Genomic DNA, 16533 nt, shown 5'->3' with positions numbered 1-16533 from the left:
CCAACCGCCCTGCGATAGCGCAGGGCGACAATGGAGAAAACTATGAGTAGCGTAGAAGTCAAAGTACCGGATATTGGTGATTTCAAGGAAGTTGAAGTCATTGAGCTGATGGTCAAAGTCGGCGACACCATCAAGGTTGATCAGTCACTGATCACCGTAGAATCAGACAAAGCCAGTATGGAAATTCCATCCAGCCATGCCGGTGTGGTGACAGAAATTAAAGTCAAGGTTGGCGACAAGGTTGCTGAAGGTTCTTTGCTGATCGTGGTGGATGCTGCGGCAAGTGCAGCGGCACCGGCGGCGGCACCTACGGCACCTGCGCCTGCGGCTGCTCCGGCAGCAGCTCCCGCGCCAGTAGCGGCAACGCCTGCACCAGCGGCTCCAGCACCTGCTGCCGCTCCTGTAGCTGCTACGGCAGCACCGGTAGCAACAGCCAGCGCAGGCAAAGCGCACGCCTCACCATCCATACGCAAATTCGCGCGTGAACTCGGTGTTGATCTGAGTCGCGTTGCCGGTTCCGGCCAAAAAGGCCGTATCACGCAAGAAGACGTACAAAACTTTGTCAAGGGCATCATGGCTGGCAGCACAGCTGTTGCTGCGGTTTCTGCTCCGGCAAAAAATGGCAGTGGTGTTGGCCTCGATGTATTGCCATGGCCATCGCTGGATTTCAGCAAGTTTGGCGCGACCACGACTTCGCCTTTGTCACGCATCAAAAAACTCAGCGGCCCTAATTTGCACCGCAACTGGGTCATGATCCCGCATGTCACGCAATTTGATGAAGCGGATATCAGCGATCTTGAAGAATTCCGTAAATCATCGAACGAAGCCCTGGTTAAATCCGGTGTCAAACTGACGATGCTGGCTTTCGTCATCAAGGCCAGCGTTGCTGCGCTTAAAAAATTCCCGGCATTTAATTCTTCGCTTGATGCGACCGGTGAAAACCTGATTCTGAAGCAGTATTACAACGTCGGTTTTGCAGCAGATACGCCTAACGGCCTGGTGGTGCCTGTCGTTAAAAATGCGGACCAGAAAACCCTTTCGCAAATCGCTATTGAAATGGGCGAGTTGTCTGCCCAGGCACGCGATGGCAAGTTGAAACCTGCTGACATGCAGGGCGCAACCTTCACGATCTCCTCACTCGGCGGTATCGGTGGCACGGCGTTTACGCCTATTATCAACGCACCTGAAGTGGCGATCCTGGGCTTGTCCAAATCCAGTATCAAACCAGTCTGGGATGGCAAGCAATTCCAGCCGCGCCTGATGCTGCCGCTGTCACTGTCGTATGACCACCGTGTTATTGACGGTGCCATGGCTGCCAAGTTCACCGCTTATTTGGCTGATGTACTGGCTGATTTGCGTAAAACCTTGCTGTGAACGGAGAACAGACTATGAGCACTATCGAAGTCAAAGTACCCGATATCGGTGATTTCAAGGAAGTTGAAGTCATAGAATTGCTGGTCAAGGTGGGTGACACCATCAAGGTTGATCAATCACTGGTGACAGTGGAATCCGACAAGGCCAGCATGGAAATACCATCCAGCCACGCCGGGGTAATCAAGGAATTGAAAGTCAAACTCGGTGACAAGATTGCCGAAGGCAGTCTGTTGCTGGTCATAGAAGCTGAAGGAGCTGCGGCAAGTGCAGCGCCTGCGGCTGCTCCGGCAGTTGCGGCCGCTCCTGCGCCAGCATCAGCACCCGCCGCCGCGCTTGCTGCACCCATTGCAGCAGCACCTGCCGGACCAGTTGGTATCGTCGAAGTCAAAGTACCTGATATCGGTGACTTCAAGGAAGTTGAAGTCATCGAAGTCATGGTCAAGGTTGGCGACAGCATCAAGGTAGATCAGTCGCTGATCACCGTCGAGTCTGACAAGGCCAGTATGGAAATTCCATCCAGCCATGCCGGTACGGTAAAAGAAATCAAGGTCAAGGTCGGTGACAAGGTTGCTGAAGGCAGCTTGCTGTTGCTGGTTGAAGCCGCAGGCCAGGCAGCGTCTGCTCCCGCTGTTGCAACCACAACTGCAAGCGCTGCTGCTCCAGTTGCTCAGGCCGCCTCTGCCGCACCTGCGCCAGTTGCGTCCAGTTACACCGGCAAGGTCGATGTCGAATGTGACATGATGGTATTGGGTGCAGGCCCTGGTGGTTATTCTGCTGCCTTCCGTTCTGCCGATTTGGGTATGAACACGGTGCTGGTCGAGCGTTACTCCACGCTGGGCGGTGTCTGTTTGAATGTGGGTTGTATCCCATCCAAGGCACTGTTGCACGTGGCCGCCGTGATTGATGAAACTGCATCCATGGCAGCGCATGGCGTGACATTTGCCAAGCCAGAAATTGATATCGATAAACTGCGCGGCTACAAGGAAGGCGTCATCAAGAAAATGACGACTGGCCTGAATGGCATGGCAAAAGCCCGCAAGGTTAATGTGGTGCAGGGTGTGGGCCAATTCCTCAGCCCTAACCATATAGAAGTCACAGCGGCGGATGGCAGCAAGAAAACCGTACAGTTCAAGCAAGCGATTATTGCCGCTGGCTCTTCTGTCGTGAACCTGCCGTTCGTACCGGCTGACCCGCGCATTGTTGACAGCACCGGTGCGCTGGAATTGCGCCAGATACCAAAACGCATGCTGGTCATTGGTGGCGGCATCATCGGCCTGGAAATGGCGACTGTGTATTCCACTCTGGGTTCACGCATTGATGTTGTAGAAATGCTGGATGGCCTGATGCAGGGCGCAGACCGTGACATGGTCAAGGTTTGGCAAAAATTCAATGAAAAACGTTTTGACAACATCATGTTGAAAACCAAGACGGTTGCCGTTGAAGCTCTGCCTGAAGGTATCAAGGTCACGTTCGAAGCCGCCGAAGCTGGCGCAACAGCACCAGCACCACAAATCTATGACCTGGTACTGGTTGCAGTAGGCCGCAGCCCCAACGGCAAGAAAATTGCTGCCGACAAGGCAGGCGTGGCCGTGACTGACCGTGGCTTCATCAATGTCGACAAGCAAATGCGCACTAACGTGCCGCATATCTTTGCGATTGGTGACCTGGTTGGCCAACCCATGCTGGCACACAAGGCCGTGCATGAAGCTCATGTGGCAGCAGAAGCCGCTTCCGGTGAAAAAGCCTACTTCGATGCCAGCGTGATTCCATCCGTTGCCTACACCGACCCTGAAGTTGCATGGGTAGGTATGACAGAAGATGAAGCCAAGGCCAAAGGCGTCAAGCTTGAAAAAGGTCATTTCCCATGGGCAGCGTCTGGCCGTGCAGTGGCAAATGGCCGTGACGAGGGCTTCACCAAGTTGCTGTTCGATGCAGAAACCAAGCGCATCGTCGGTGGCGGCATCGTCGGCACGCATGCGGGTGACATGATAGGTGAGATTGCCCTGGCTATTGAAATGGGTGCTGATGCAGTCGATATCGGCAAGACCATCCATCCACATCCTACTTTGGGTGAATCGATAGGTATGGCAGCTGAGGTGTATAAAGGTGTCTGTACTGACTTGCCACCGCAGCGTAAAAAGTAAGTGAGTTTGTTGTAAAGATAGCCCTGATGCATAAAAAGCATCAGGGCTTTTTTGTATCCATCGCCAGTGAACTCTGGTTTTTTAGGAATCGCTGATTAAGCGTAGCGAGCGGCGCTAGCTTGACGCATTGAAAACCCAAAAGCGCAGTTGTGCTTCAGTACGGCGACGAACTTGCAAAAACAGCAGGTTCAAAATCGCGTCGCGCAGTAGCTTAATCAGTGGCTCCATGAACTTGTTCTGCAAACTGTAGTCAAATTGCTGCTTTTTGAGCTATCTTTGCGTGTTGGTCAAACGTAGCTCCATAGAATCTGATCAAGCTCCCTTACAATAAAATATTACAGGTGGTGCAACCATGAAAACCTTTGTACGCAGCACGCTGGCCCTTGCGCTGGCATCTGCCTTTCTTCCCGCTATTTCTGTTCATGCGCAGGATAAAGCTGCCCCGGCAACTACGGCTGCCAAAGCAACCAAACCAGGACAAAAAACCGCAGACCTGCTGCCATTTCACGCAACAGAAAAGCTCTTGCCCAATGGCCTGAAAATCATCATCGTGCCTACTGGCTTGCCAAACATCATCTCGCTGCACATCCCGGTACAGACTGGTTCACGCAATGAGATAGAAGAGGGTAAATCCGGTTTTGCCCATTTCTTTGAACACATGATGTTTCGCGGTACCAAGGAAATTCCGGCAGACAAATACAAAGACATATTGACCGCCACTGGTGCGAGACAAAACGCGTATACCAGCGATGACCTGACCAACTATCACACGACCTTTTCCAAGGAAGACCTGGAAACCATGCTGAGGATAGAAGCAGACCGTTTCCAGAACCTGTCCTATAGCGAAGCAGACTTCAAGACAGAATCGCGTGCGGTACTGGGTGAATACAACAAGAACAGCGCCAATCCCATCAGCAAGCTGTTTGAAGTCATGCGCGATGCTGCATATCAGAAACATACCTACAAACACACCACCATGGGCTTTCTCAAGGATATTGAGGACATGCCCAATCAATATGCCTATTCCAAGGTATTCTTTGACCGCTGGTACCGTCCTGAGCGCACCACCGTCATCATTGCCGGTGATGTAGAGCCGCAGAAGGCCATTGCGCTGGTTGAGAAGTACTGGGGTAAATGGCAGCACGGCAAGGTGCAGCCTGCTGTTCCGGCAGAACCACTAGCGACAGGTGCGATCTATAAACATGTGCCATGGCCCAGCTCTACCTTGCCGTATGTGACAGTGGCTTTCCATGCACCGGCTTTCTCTGAAGTGAACAAAGAACATGCAGCCCTGCGTCTGCTGCTTAACCTGTCTTTCGGTTCTACCTCTGCCCTGAACAAACGTTTGCAGCAGGACGAACAAAAGGTTGATCAGTTGTTTGACTTTACGCCAGACAATGTTGACCCTGGCCTGGCTACCATAGGCGCGCGCGTCAAGAAGCCGGAAGACGTGGTGTATGTACGTGATGCGATCCTGAAAACCGTTGCTGGCATCACCACCAAGCCATTGTCGGACAAGGAATTGGCCGACGCCAAGTCTGCACTCAAATACGGCGTGATACGCTCGCTCGATAATACCGAGCAAATCGCCTCTACCCTGGTGCGCTTTGTCCATTACAAGCGTTCTTACGCGACCATGAATCAGTTCTATCAGCTCATAGATAGTTTGACGCCAGCCGACTTGCAGGCAGCTGCGAAAAAATACCTGAGCGATGACAGCATGATCGTCACTACGCTGTCGAATGCAGCCTTGCCTGCCGAGGTCAGCCAGTTGCCCAAGCTGGCCAGCTTTGCTGACAAGAGCACAGGTGCCAAGCTCGACATGCTGGTACAAAAATCGGCTCTGCCACAGATACGCTTCAAGCTGGTGTTCAATGCCGGTGCAGCCAATGACCCGGCAGGCAAGGAAGGTCTGGCAGCCCTGACAGCAGCCATGGTCGATGCGGCAGGTTCCAAAGAGCGCAAGATTGATGAAATCAAGAAGGCATTATTCCCGCTGGCGGCCAGCTTCAATGGCCAGACCGACAAGGAAATGACGACCTTCAGCGGTTCCGTCCATAAAGACAAATGGGATGACCTGGTCAATATCGCCTTGCCGCAATTGCTGGAACCAGGCTTCCGCGAAGAAGATTTCCGCCGTCTCAAGGATGCGCAAAAGAATGCCTTGACGCTGGATCTGAAGGACAACAACGAAGAAGAACTCGCCAAAGAACGCCTGCAAACCAATGTGTTTGCAGCGTCACCCTATGCTCATCCTGTGCTCGGTACGATCAAGGGCATAGATGCGATTACGCTGGATGACGTCAAGCAGTTCTGGAAACAGGCTTATACCAAGGGCGCGCTGAAGGTTGGTATTTCTGGCGACGTGACAGAAGCGATGCAGGCTTCCTTGCAGCAGGCCTTGGCGAAATTGCCAGAAGGCGCAGGCATTGCGCGCATTGCCGCACCTGTGGGCAAGGTCAGCAAAGGGCTGGAAGTAGAGATCATAGAAAAGAATACGCGGGCAACCGCTATCTCTTTGGGGCAGCCTATCACGGTGACGCGTGCGCATCCTGATTTTGCCGCCCTGTGGCTGGTCAAGACCTGGCTGGGCGAACACCGCGCCAGTTCCTCCCATTTGTACCAGCGCATACGTGAAGTACGCGGCATGAATTATGGTGACTATGCGTATATCGAAGCCTTCCCTGGCGGCATGTTCCAGTTCTTCCCGACTGCCAACAGGGCGCGTCAGTCCCAATTGTTTGAAATCTGGATACGCCCGGTCGCACCGGAAAATTCCCAAATGGCCATACGTGTTGCGCTTACCGAGTTCGACAGGATGGTCAACAAGGGCCTGAGCAAGGAAGAGTTCGAGATCACCCGTGCCTACCTGATGAAGAATGTGTTCATGATGACGGCAACCCAGGACCAGCAGCTAGGCTACGCCATGGATTCGCAATGGCACCATACGCCAGAATTCACCAAGATGATGCGTGATAACCTGAGCAAGCTGAGCCTGGCAGATGTCAATGCAGCCATCAAGAAGCATTTGTCGGCAGAAAACCTGTCCGTCGTCATCATCGCCAAAGATGCCGCCGACCTGAAGGCAAAACTGGTGGCCGATGCTGAATCACCGATCAAATACAATTCCGATAAACCCAAGGAATTGCTGGATGAAGATCAAGTCATCGGCAAGCGCAAACTCAATATCAAGGCTGAGGCTGTCAGCATCACACCTGCAAGCAAGGTATTTGCTGATTAAGCCAGCCAGATAGTCAGATCGCCAGATAGTCAGATCGCCAGATAGTTAAAAAGCCCTGCAGTCGTTGAAGATTGCAGGGCTTTTTAATATGCGGATATTGCTAAAAATTACGCCGCTTTTTGTACGATCAAACCTATCGATGTCACTACGTATTTTTCTATCTGCAAACGCAGATGCGTATCTTGTATGTAGGGTGCCATATCGACATGGCCATCTGCAAAGCCATCACCTTCATCCCAGTCTATTTCTATATGGTGGCCTTGTGATTGCAGGGTAGTGATGATTTCTTCGATATCGCGCTTGCGGAACAAGACAGTCGCGCCAGCGGCTACAGTATCTTCGTTCGATGACATATTGAATTCTGTGGTGTGTACTGCAATGCCACCAGGCTTCAGGCAATGCATGGCATTGTAGACGAATTGCTTGCCATGCTCGATGGAGCCCAGATGTTCAAAAGCGCAGGATGACCACAGGAAATCGAATTTGCCATGCAGCTCTTCACTGATATTGTTCATGTCGGCAAACTTGAATTCGACCAGCCTGCGCAATTCTTTTTCATCACAGAGATTACGCTGGTTGATGGCTTCAAAGCCATTTGCGTGTTGAGTGGAATCGACCCAGCCTTTGGCTTGTGCTTCTTCGGTAAACAAATCTGTCGCGATGATGCTGGCACCATGCGCAGCGAAGATAGCTGTCAATGGCTCAGTGCCAACAGCAAATCCCAGGCCTAGTTGGCCTTCTCGCAGCATGCCGCGTTCTTTCAAAGCCTGGGTGATGAATGCCCATTCCCAGATTTTTCTGTGCATATGGCCAGGCCTGTCGCCCATGCGTGCAGTCCAGTATTGAAAAACTTCGGTGCGCATCATTTGTTCTGTGCACATGGATGATTTCAGCAGATCTGTGCGGGCAGGGGGCGGTGATTGCTGATAATCGTGAACGGGCTTGAAACTATCTTGCCACGCACGCACGGGTATCAATGGATCCTCCACTTCTACATGCACTGGTGCTGCAGGCTCAACAGGTGTCACAACAGGCGCAGGTATCTCTTCCGGTGCTGGTGTCACAAATTGCTGCCGGATTTTTGCTGCCAACCCGGATTGACGAAATTCAGCCGGGAGTACACGCCAGACTGGCAAAACCAATTTCAAAATACTGGATTTCATGAAATAAATCTTAGCTTGAATTGAATAAACTGCACTTATGCCGTATGCGACCAAGTAGAGCGCTTGCTGCTATTCTTCCTATAATAGCAATTGATTTGCCAGTCTGACTATTAAATTTTTCAATTGACACAGTCATCACTACTTACTGGTAGGCAATGGTTTTGCAAATAATCAAGTTATTGAGATTTTGTAGATATTCTCTGGGAGAACTCAAAATAATTCCCGCACAATATATAAGGACCCTGCTTTGGACTATAATTTTTAGTAATATTGATCTACGACAATCAGGAAAGCCTCAAGATGAATACCGCCACCAGCGTTGACAGTTTCACTAGTCCTGAATTTCTGGCAATGGAGCGTAGCATCATTGACGACTTTGTCGATTGCACACGTGAAGCTTGCGAAGAAGCGGAGGTTTGCGTCAAAGAACTCAATAATCAGGGGGGAGCAGCCTATGTACACCGCCTGTTCCGTGCCATGCATTCGCTCAAGGGCAATTGCCAGATGGTGGGATTGATTCCCTTTGTTGAGTTATTGCACAAAGTTGAAGAGATCGTCGCCAGGGTGAGGGCAGAGCAAGACCCTTATTTCCGTGAGTTGGGTGAATTTCTGCTGCTGGCCATCGATGAAGTCGAGGATTTGCTCAATGACCTGATTGCCAATGGGCATACCAGCGATGTCAGGCGCAAGAAGCTGTATGAGTTGTGTGATGCATTGGAAAAGACCAGCAGCAAAGGTTTTCAAGCGCAGCAGTTCAAGGATGCAATTGCTTCGCTGGATGGCAAAGTCGCCAACAAGGACAATGTCGCCAGGGCGCCGCGGGTATTGCTGGAATTATCAGATGACATGGCAATGATGTACAAGTTTGCCCAGCAAATCGATAATCTCAGCATTTATAGAAAAAATCGTAGTGAACAAGCAGCACAATTAACTGAATCCCTGAACGAAGCCCTGGGTTTGCCGGTAGATGCCCGGCAATTAAAGGCTGCCTCCTTAATGCATGATGTTGGTATGGGCTTTATCCCGCATAGCATTTTTAATAAGGAAGCGGGCTTATCCAGAGAAGAGCAGAAGATAGTGCAGGAACATGTGGTGACCGCCAGCCAGATACTCTTGCGTTTTGGCGACTGGGATGAGGCTGCCCGTATCGTGCTCGACCATCACGAACGCTATGATGGTTCTGGCTATCCAAATGGTTTGCAGGGACAGCAAATACATCCTGGCGCAAGGATGTTGGCGATAGTGGATACCTTTTGCTCTATCACCAATGAACGCTCTGACCGTAGTTACAGGCGTAGTTTGCTAAGTGCGATTTCCGAGATCAATGCCAATATTGAAAGCCAGTTTGACGCAGGCATGGTGGAAGTGTTTAATGATGTTGTACGTAAGCTGATCGCCAAACAATAGCTTGCATCACAAGTCATGCAGATAGTATGCAAGTAAGCAAATTACTAGAAATTTCACACAAGGATGTAAGCCTGCGCAATATACGCCGCAGCGATGCCGAAACCTGGTATGACTATCTCAAGAATCCGGAGGTGATCAGGCATACCAGCTGGAACCTCAGTAGTGCGGCCGATTTGCTATCGCAGTTCAACATGTATGAGAGTGAAGAGATCAATTCACCCATACGCCTTGCCATCGCCACTAAAACAGATGACAGCTTGATAGGCACAGTTGGTTTTCATACCATCTCGGACATCAATCGCAGTGCAGAACTCGCCTATGACCTGGCGCCTGAATACTGGGGTAAGGGCATCATGCAAGTCGCAGCAATGGCGCTCTGTGACTGGGGTTTTCATGAAGCTGCTTACAACCGTATACAGGCGACCGTGCTTGAAAGCAATTCACATTCCATACAACTGCTGGAGCGTATGGGCTTTGGGCGTGAGGGTTATCTGCGGGCTTTTCGCCTGGTGCGGGGCACACCAGGCAATTTCTGGATGTATTCCTGTTTGCATCCTGATATTGACGGCAAATAAACAAATTGCCATAGCGCTATGGTGAGACTGAGCAAGATTGAGCAAGACTGTTTTTTTCACGCAAAGCTTGTTGCTTAGTGTTGGACATATACTTGTGGCTTGAGTTAGGCTGGCATTGGACAGCATCGCAATTAATGTGAGAATCGCTGTTAGTGAATAGTCAGCAATAGTTAGCAATGGCCAGCAAAGACCAGGAACGCAAGCATGTTGTTAAAACGCTCAAAAGAAGAAGTTGTCTTGCTCATGCTTTGTGGCCTGAGCATACCCAGTATCCTTCCTTTTGGCATCGTGCGCTTGTTCCAGGGCAATTTGCTCATGGCAACGGTCGATCTCTTGATCGTGCTTGGCATGTTGTGCATCATGGTATTTGTCTGGCGCACCCGGCGGGTACGTCTTGCCGGTATTGCTGTCACCGTGTTTTATTCCATGGGCATGCTGGCGGCTGTATATGTCAAGGGCGTCCCTATCGCCTACTGGGTCTACCCCACCATGATTGCAGCCTTCTTCATACTCAGAGCGAAAGAAGCGCTGATGATCAATAGCGTGTCTTTGCTATGCCTGATCTTCATTTTACGTAATGCCATGCTGTTGCTGGACTTGTCCAGTCTGGTTGTGACGCTGGTGTTGATCAATCTGTTTTCATATATCTTTTCTGACCGTACCAGCCTCCAGCATTTTGAGCTGAACCAGCAGGCAGAAAAAGACTTTTTGACGGGGACCGGGAATCGTCGTGCTTTTGACAAACAACTGCAGACCATATGCGCCAAAGATGGCGTTCAAAAGGATGTCTGTATATTGATACTTGATCTTGATCATTTCAAGAGGATCAATGACCAGTTTGGTCACATGGTCGGTGACCAGGTCTTGATACAATTTTGCTCGCTGCTACGTTCGCGTATACGTACAGCAGACAGTTTTTTTCGGTATGGAGGAGAAGAGTTTGTTGTTGTCGCCATGGGCATAGATGATATTGCTGCAGCGCGTTTTGCTGAAGAATTGCGCGCTTTGGTAGAAAAAGCGCAATTGCTGCGCGACTATCCTGTCACCGTATCAATAGGAGTGGCAAAGAAAATGACCGGAGAAGATGGCGAAGCCTGGTTCCAGCGTGCTGACGCCAAGCTTTATGAGGCAAAACTATCCGGGCGCAATGCTGTGCGCGTGGCCCGGGAAGAGAGTGTTTGAACTGGAGTTTTCTGCTTAAATTTACTTGCCTGAGTTCTGCTGGTCTGAGCTATCGACGATAGCAGCACCTTCGTTCGCTACGACGATCTGCTTTTCCAGCTCACTGTCCGGGCGATAACTCCAGGTGGGCATGAAGAGCAAAACGAATAAGGAAGCCAGTGCTGTAATCGCACTGATCCAGATGACAAACTGGTTGGCAGCGATGCGCTCAGGGTAGATGTGGGTGACTGCACCCAGGCCTATGGCATTCGCAGCAGCTACCAGTACGGCACATGCATAATCCTGAAAGCGCCTGGCCTTGTTGGCGCTCCTTGCCCAGCGCGGGTCAGTGTTATAGCTGGGAAGGTGCAGGTGGGCATCTTCCAGTCTTTCCAGCGTGGCCAGGAAATGGCGTAAATTCGTGATCGAGCGTTCAGCCTTGTAATTCAAAAATGCCAGGCAGATAGATGCCACAGGAAAACCCATGACCAGCCATTCTATGGGCAGTTTGCTGTTTGGCTCACCGGGCTTCAATGCCACCAGGGCGGCCAGCAGGCTGACCACCAGTGTCACATATAGTGCCAGTGCCTGATGTCTTTGTGCTATGCGGGTATTGACTTCCTGGTTGGCGGCGATGAAACGGTAATTGGCATCAACATGGGATTTCGACATGCGCGACTTTCAACGATCTTGGAATAAGCCGCTATTATCGCTGAATCGGCGCATCCCTACACTCAAAATGCCCAGGTCGCAGAAATGTAGGCGGTTTTGCTGTCAGGCAGTTGCGCCAGTATTGCCTTGCTAGGGCCGCCATAAATACGCAAGCCGCCATTGATACTGATGCGGTCACCTTGCCAACCCAGTGCAGCGGTGATGATGCGGCCATTGTCTTCGGGCGTCCACAGTATATCCAGCGAAGGTTGCCAGTTATTCTCTTGCCAGCTCCAGCGTGCAAAGACATTCTTGCGGCGGATATTGCCAGAGGCAGACAATGCCTGGTTTTGCCAGGCCAGGTTATAGCCTATGACTTGTTGCATCTGTGGTAAATAATTTACGCTGCCCTGCAAAGCCAGGTTGCGCTTGTTCCAGTCTTGCCATTCGCGGTCTGACAAGGCCGTGCCATCCCACCAGGCTTCCAGGAAAAAACTGTGCTGCGATTCCGTCGTATAGTTCGCGCCCAGCATGGCTTGCACGACATTGTTTTGTGTATTGTTTTGCCATGGGCTGGTGCGTTGCAGTAGTGTGGTATCTGTATTCATGCGCAAGCCCGTATTTCTTTGCATGAAGCGTACTGAGCCGTGTACTTCCATTTCATCCGTCGCCACCCAGGAAGCAGCAGCACCCAGGCTGCCTCCACTCTTTTGACCATAACGGCCAAAGCCATGCAAATCGACGCCGCCAGCACGGTGATAGACCCGTGCTGCCAATGCCTGTTCATCTGCTATATCTGTCGTTGAGGCATGGCCGGGGTTGACCCACACCAAAGTTGCTGATGTATTCGCAGTGAAATAATCAATACTCGCCAAAGGCTTGCCGATGACGGTAGTGCTGATCAGAGAGCGACGTTTTTCCTGGGCCACGACATCATTCGGGCGAAAACCATAACCTACATCCCATGCAATGGTTTTTTTGCCGGCACTGAACTGCCATGCGCCGTCACCCAGGCTGCCATACAGTTCATTGAGCCATGCCGTGGCCTGGCTGCGCCCGCCATCATTGATTTGCCCCTGCAAGGTAGCAACAGCGTTAATACCTTTTCCACTGGCGCGTAATTCAGTTTCCACCACGCCCAGTTGCGTGTTCTTGCTGCTTAAGCCGGGGGCGAGTTGATTGGCAATCGCCAACTGACTGGCGCTATTGCTGGTATAGCTATTGACCAGACCGCGCACCTGGCCGCTGAAGTCCGCATCTTCAGCCATGGCAAAAGCAGGCGTGCAGAGCAGGGCAGTCAGCACGGCACCCAAGGCCGGGTTTTTCAAATCAGGCATGTCTACTCCAGACTAGGGTTTTTGGCCAGGAACATGGGATTCAACCATTGTTCAGGTACGGTCTTTTGCTTGCGGCTGAGATAGCGCACACGTGTTTCCTTATGGCTACTCAATTGATCCAGCAGGATCATTTCTGACACGGTAGTCGGCACTTGCGCTTTGTCGAGGACAAAGCTGGCTTGCTTGGCGAGTTTTTCTGACTGCACATACAAGTCTGCCTTGATGGGTTCGTGGCGGGTCTTGCCCAGCCACAGTTCTATGCGCTGGTAGGCCACGGATTTACGCACAGCGTTCAGGCTCAGATGCATGCAGGGTTTGTCGTTGCATTTTTCTTCGCCTATGATTTTGCCTGTGTAGTCTTGGGCCCAGCTCATGGTGGCGATGTCACCGATAGAGGCATCCCCCAATAATTTTTGCATGGGCGTGATGCGCAACGGGCGCTGGCTGCCGGGCAAGAGCATCCAGAAGTCATCACCCAGCATCAAGACTTTTTGCCCTTTTTCTGCCGGACTTTTCATGAGCACCAGGGATTGATGATTGACTTGTGAAAACACCAGGTAATTTCTTTCCTTTTCCTTACTGCCATCCTTGGCAAAAGTAGTGATCTCAGTCTCCACCTGCATGTTTTCTGTGCCGACCCTGAACTGGTCAGCCGCTTTCAGGATGTCACTGACTTCATCTGCCCTGGCCAGACCTGTTGCTGCTGCCAGCAGCAGGGCGGCGATGTTGGTAGTTGTTTTCATTTTTGTTCCAGTCTTAGTTATGTGCCAGCGCATCGACGATAGGTTGGCGCAAGGTTTTGCGGGCGATGAAGGCCGATGACAGCATGGACAGGGCAATCATCATGAACACAGTGAAGGCATACATTGCAGCATCTATCGTGATCAGTAAGGGGTAACCGCTGGAGCGTCCTGGTGGTGGCGGCATTTCTACCGGGAACACGATGAGCAATAGCGCAACGGTAATCGCCAGCAAGGCACCGGCGATGGCGCCTGTGCCACCCAATATCATTCCTTCAAATGAAAAGCTGCGTATCAATTGCCCTGGCAAGGTACCCATTGCGCGCAGTGTGCCAACTTCACGGGTACGTTCTATGATGGCCATGGCCATCGCATTGGCAACCACGAACACCACGATGACACTGATGATGGCACCGAGTGCACCAAAGATGCGGTTATACAAATCACGTACAGATTTATAAAAGAAGGCTTGTTCCAGCCAGTTTTGCACGGTCAGATCAGGGAATACTTTTGCCAGCCTGGCTTGCGCAGGCAGGGTCGCATCCATGGAGTTCAGGAACACACCGAGGCTGGAAATGCGCTGGGTATTCAACAGCTTTTGCGCGGTCTTGATGTTTGAATACACCAGGCGTTTATCGAGGTCAGGCACACCCGTAGATACCAGGCCCCTGACGGTGACATCAACCGCATTCAGGGCACCATCTGTAGTGCTGGCCATCAGCGTCAGGCTGCTGCCGGGTTTGGCTTTCAGGCTGCGTGCCAGTGCTTCACCCAAAACAATTTCTGCCTCTGCTGATTCGGTTTGCAGGAGTTCGCCTTCTTTCAATGTCAGGGTAGGGCCTTTGACCGAGAATTCAGCATCCGGGTCTATGCCTACCGCCATCATGATGGTGGACTTGTCACCATTGCTGATCAGGCCGCTATATTCTATGCGTGGCAAGACATAGCGTACGGCAGGGTCAGCCAGCAGCTTGCTTTGCAGGGCTGCTGCATTTTCCAGACCATATTGCAGGGGCACATCCTGGTCACTGGTGAAGTGCTGGGGCTTGCCTATGATGAGGTGCCCCGTGCTGCGTGCCGATATCTGCGCCAGACCTTCATAGGTGGAATAGGCAAAGCCACCAGCCAGCAAGATGGCGGCTGTGCCCAGTGCAGCAATCACCACGGTAATGCCGGAACGACGGCGGTTGCGCAGGGTATTGTAAAAGGCAAATTTGAGCCAGCTGAGTTTCATTGCAATCTCCCATCCAGCAGTGACACAATGCGGTCACTGCGGCTAGTCAGGCGGTTATCATGGCTGGCGATGATGAAGGCCACGCCTTCTGCATGACCACGTTCACGCATCAGATCCAGCACCTGGTCGGCGGTATGTGAATCCAGGCTGGCCGTGGGTTCATCTGCAATCACCAGGCTGGGGCGTTTGATGAGTGCGCGGGCGATAGCCACCCTTTGGCGCTGGCCACCAGACAAGGCGTCTGGCAAATGCTGGGCATGCTCATGCAGGCCAACGGCTTTCAATTGCGCTGTTACCCGCTCACGTCTTTCGGCTACCGGTACACCGGTCAGGAAGAGCGGGTAATCGACATTCTCAGCCACTGTCATGACGGGCACCAGGTTAAAGCTTTGAAAGATAAAACCTATGGTGTCGCGTCTTTGTAGTGTCTTTTGCGTTTCATTGTATTGATTGATGTTGACGCCGTTCAGCAAGATATCGCCAGCGTCCGCATGGTCTATCAGGCCGCACAGATTCAGTATCGTGCTTTTGCCGCTGCCAGACGGGCCGGTCAGGGCCAGCAATTCACCACGCTGCAGTGTCAGGTCTACACCTTGCAATGCCTTGACGACATGTGCACCCAGTTGGTAGGTCTTGTGAACTGCATGCAGTTCTATGGCAGGTGCCAGGCTCATGATGGGATACCTTTCAACATGGCCTTGGCGGCTTCTGCCTGCGGTGCATTTTGTTTGACCACTTCATTCAGGTAGCGCTTGGCATCTTCAGGGCGTTTTTGTTCATTCGCCAGACTGGCAGCGCGCATCAACACCGAGCCACGAAAGCCTGGTTCTGCCTTGTCGAATTGCTTGTGTTCCAGTACTTCATTCAAGAGCTTGACCCCACGCGGACCACGATTCATGAAAGCTGGCACAGCCAGGAAGGTGCTGGCGGCGACATACTTGACTTCCAGTATCACTGGCGTGCTGCCATGCGCTTGCGCATTTTCATTGGCGGCGGCTAGTTGCAAGGCTTTTTCGAGCATCGCCATGCCATCTTCTGCGTAAGACATTTTTTTCCAGGGGAACATGGTAGTTACTGCCAGCCTTCCCGTGCTGGCACCGGCATAAGCCATGATCAGTGGGCTTGCGGGGTCTTGCTTGAGCAATTCATTGAAGGCACTGGCGGCAGCTTCTTCACTACCTTTGCCAGACTGGGTGAATTGCTGGAAGGCAGTTTTAAACTCTGGCTCAGAAAATGCCATGGCCTGGCTGCTGACTAGCAAAGCCAGGCTGCTTGCCAGCAGAATTTTTTTACTGGTAGTGAGGTGAAATGCGCGCATGTGTATCTCCTGTTTGTTTAAATGGGGGGCTTGCTACAGGACGGAGATTAAATAGAGCGTGCTTAACCCTCAATGGAGATGCGACGAGGTAGGGAACTTTGCCGTGAACGGTAGTAAAAATGGCGCGAATGGATGGGGTATTGCGCCTGGGATTTTGCTTATATGGAAATATTGGCAAGACAGGAAAA

The 16533-nt window shown here is 51.6% G+C and carries 13 protein-coding genes; 6 read left to right on the top strand and 7 right to left on the bottom strand.

The genetic code is table 11. The features are described 5' to 3' along the window. The first annotated feature begins 42 nt into the window (after positions 1-42). The 3 genes from aceF to ACO0LD_RS19465 all read left to right on the top strand — a co-directional run bounded on the left by aceF (position 43) and on the right by ACO0LD_RS19465 (position 6759). Positions 43-1374: a dihydrolipoyllysine-residue acetyltransferase gene (aceF, locus tag ACO0LD_RS19475; RefSeq protein WP_423009832.1), complete on the top strand. Its 1332-nt coding sequence runs from the start codon at positions 43-45 to the stop codon at positions 1372-1374. Positions 1375-1388: 14 nt separating this feature from the next. Next, a complete protein-coding gene (gene lpdA, locus ACO0LD_RS19470) occupies positions 1389-3518 on the top strand; it encodes a dihydrolipoyl dehydrogenase (protein ID WP_423009831.1) in 2130 nt (709 codons plus the stop codon). A 352-nt stretch (positions 3519-3870) separates the two neighbouring features. Then, complete coding sequence (locus tag ACO0LD_RS19465; protein ID WP_423009830.1) at positions 3871-6759, top strand: M16 family metallopeptidase; 2889 nt, start codon at positions 3871-3873, stop codon at positions 6757-6759. A 107-nt stretch (positions 6760-6866) separates the two neighbouring features. Here the strand turns inward: ACO0LD_RS19465 and ACO0LD_RS19460 are convergent, their stop codons facing one another. Further along, positions 6867-7922 (bottom strand): SAM-dependent methyltransferase, encoded by a 1056-nt coding sequence (locus tag ACO0LD_RS19460; protein ID WP_423009829.1) that lies wholly within the window; start codon positions 7920-7922, stop codon positions 6867-6869. A gap of 300 nt (positions 7923-8222) precedes the next feature. On the opposite strand from ACO0LD_RS19460, the gene ACO0LD_RS19455 reads away from it, so the two are divergent. From ACO0LD_RS19455 to ACO0LD_RS19445, 3 genes are all read left to right on the top strand, one after another. Further along, positions 8223-9329: an HD-GYP domain-containing protein gene (locus tag ACO0LD_RS19455; RefSeq protein WP_423009828.1), complete on the top strand. Its 1107-nt coding sequence runs from the start codon at positions 8223-8225 to the stop codon at positions 9327-9329. Between the two features lie 26 nt (positions 9330-9355). Then, on the top strand, positions 9356-9904 hold the full coding sequence (locus ACO0LD_RS19450) for a GNAT family N-acetyltransferase (protein WP_423009826.1): 549 nt from the start codon (positions 9356-9358) through the stop codon (positions 9902-9904). Between the two features lie 204 nt (positions 9905-10108). Next, positions 10109-11086: a GGDEF domain-containing protein gene (locus ACO0LD_RS19445; RefSeq protein ID WP_423009824.1), complete on the top strand. Its 978-nt coding sequence runs from the start codon at positions 10109-10111 to the stop codon at positions 11084-11086. A 21-nt stretch (positions 11087-11107) separates the two neighbouring features. Here the strand turns inward: ACO0LD_RS19445 and ACO0LD_RS19440 are convergent, their stop codons facing one another. From ACO0LD_RS19440 to ACO0LD_RS19415, 6 genes are all read right to left on the bottom strand, one after another. Next, on the bottom strand, positions 11108-11737 hold the full coding sequence (locus ACO0LD_RS19440; RefSeq protein WP_423009822.1) for a hypothetical protein: 630 nt from the start codon (positions 11735-11737) through the stop codon (positions 11108-11110). 62 nt (positions 11738-11799) lie between these two features. Further along, the gene (locus tag ACO0LD_RS19435; RefSeq protein ID WP_423009820.1) at positions 11800-13053 is read right to left on the bottom strand and encodes a hypothetical protein; all 1254 of its coding nucleotides are present in this window, start codon (positions 13051-13053) and stop codon (positions 11800-11802) included. Between the two features lie 2 nt (positions 13054-13055). Next, positions 13056-13796 (bottom strand): outer membrane lipoprotein-sorting protein, encoded by a 741-nt coding sequence (locus ACO0LD_RS19430; RefSeq protein ID WP_423009818.1) that lies wholly within the window; start codon positions 13794-13796, stop codon positions 13056-13058. A 13-nt stretch (positions 13797-13809) separates the two neighbouring features. After that, on the bottom strand, positions 13810-15027 hold the full coding sequence (locus ACO0LD_RS19425) for an ABC transporter permease (RefSeq protein ID WP_423009816.1): 1218 nt from the start codon (positions 15025-15027) through the stop codon (positions 13810-13812). Further along, positions 15024-15701: an ABC transporter ATP-binding protein gene (locus ACO0LD_RS19420; RefSeq protein ID WP_423009814.1), complete on the bottom strand. Its 678-nt coding sequence runs from the start codon at positions 15699-15701 to the stop codon at positions 15024-15026. The genes ACO0LD_RS19425 and ACO0LD_RS19420 overlap by 4 nt, the downstream gene beginning before the upstream one ends. Continuing rightward, positions 15698-16345 (bottom strand): hypothetical protein, encoded by a 648-nt coding sequence (locus ACO0LD_RS19415; RefSeq protein ID WP_423009812.1) that lies wholly within the window; start codon positions 16343-16345, stop codon positions 15698-15700. The genes ACO0LD_RS19420 and ACO0LD_RS19415 overlap by 4 nt, the downstream gene beginning before the upstream one ends. Between the last annotated feature and the right edge of the window lie 188 nt (positions 16346-16533).

Source organism: Undibacterium sp. Ji83W (assembly GCF_049340385.1).
In the GTDB taxonomy this organism is placed as follows: domain Bacteria; phylum Pseudomonadota; class Gammaproteobacteria; order Burkholderiales; family Burkholderiaceae_D; genus Undibacterium.
Note: the sequence above shows the minus strand (reverse complement) of the source record. Positions and strands in the feature narration are given on the sequence as shown.